Raw genomic sequence first — 1,122 nt, 5'->3', positions numbered from 1 at the left:
ATAAACTCATCAATCAGAATTGGTCGCTTTATGTCCGTACAGATAAGGTCACACCGGATGAGTGGTTTGACACCGTATTACACTGGTTCGCCCCCAAGGGAGAAGACCTCCTAACCGTTTATGGACGCAATGATGATGGGAAAGTCTCAGATGTTCAGATTCGTAACAGCCAAGAGGCGAAAGCCTGGTTGGAGCAGCATCCAGTCCTTCGGAAGATATAAGAAGGTTGTTAGAAATGACGGAGTGAAATTGAATGAGTAATAAGAAAATTAATCCTGATAATCTCAGCCGAGTGAATGGTGCATTTAAAGATATGAGTGGTGAGTTAGAACATAACGTTTCGGACCTCATTTCTTCAAGTGCGACGGAAAAGATAGAAGCTGCGACAGATGGTATTAAGAAACTCTCTAAGGAAATGGTGGAGACGATTAGTTCCTTAGATGAGTACCTTGGGGCGGTTGGTGAGGCCTTTCGAAGCGCAGATGCGAGTATGGCTAATTCCATCGGTCAGAATATGTATACAAAAGCTCCTGAGTCACGAGCAGAACGTAGAGAACGATATATCCAAGGCGGAAAAGATTCTAAGGAACGCCACAATCGTAGAAAAATGGTTGAAATCGCAGAGAGTCAATATAATGATTTTCCATAATTACACAAATCACCTGAATTTATTTCAGGTGGTTTTCTTTTGTATTTCTCATCTTCTCACGGTATCGTTCATATGGTATAATGGATTAAGAGTTTATAATCCTTGTTCATCAGATACAAACAACAAATACTTAGGAGGAAGTTAATGAAATTATATAGAAAAAAGATACTAATCATTCTGGGAATTTTAAGCCTCTTAGTCATAACAGGATCTTGTTTCTTACTTTTCTTGAAGCCCAGTCAACCCCCAAAAGAACAAAAGTATACAATGCGAACTGCCAGGGAAAAATCAAATTTTCAACTATTTGGAGATAAGAGTCAATACGTCCTTGCGCCTAGCAATAAAGGGAGTTTATTTGTCAGTAAAACATATGCGATCACAGATGAGTACAAGACTTTTATAGTAGAGGATGAAAAAAAGCTACATACCCTACCTCATCTCCAGATGGAGGGAGAGTATTGGAACTTGATTTT

The 1,122-nt window shown here is 39.3% G+C and carries 1 protein-coding gene and 2 pseudogenes; all 3 read left to right on the top strand.

The annotated features are described in order from the left end of the window. A pseudogene (locus HMPREF2991_RS07825) lies at window positions 1–221 on the top strand (hypothetical protein); the annotation flags it as partial. A 32-nt stretch (window positions 222–253) separates the two neighbouring features. Beyond that, window positions 254–649, top strand: coding sequence for a hypothetical protein (locus HMPREF2991_RS07820; RefSeq protein WP_070683794.1), 396 nt, complete (start codon window positions 254–256; stop codon window positions 647–649). 144 nt (window positions 650–793) lie between these two features. Then, window positions 794–1,122 (top strand): annotated as a pseudogene (locus HMPREF2991_RS07815) (hypothetical protein); the annotation flags it as partial.

This window comes from Streptococcus sp. HMSC072D07 (assembly GCF_001814835.1).
In the GTDB taxonomy this organism is placed as follows: domain Bacteria; phylum Bacillota; class Bacilli; order Lactobacillales; family Streptococcaceae; genus Streptococcus.
Note: the sequence above shows the minus strand (reverse complement) of the source record. Positions and strands in the feature narration are given on the sequence as shown.

Excerpts from the sequence above, each read along its gene's own strand:
- HMPREF2991_RS07820 (WP_070683794.1), top strand. The coding sequence starts at position 254 with ATGAGTAATAAGAAAATTAATCCTGATAATCTCAGCCGAGTGAATGGT.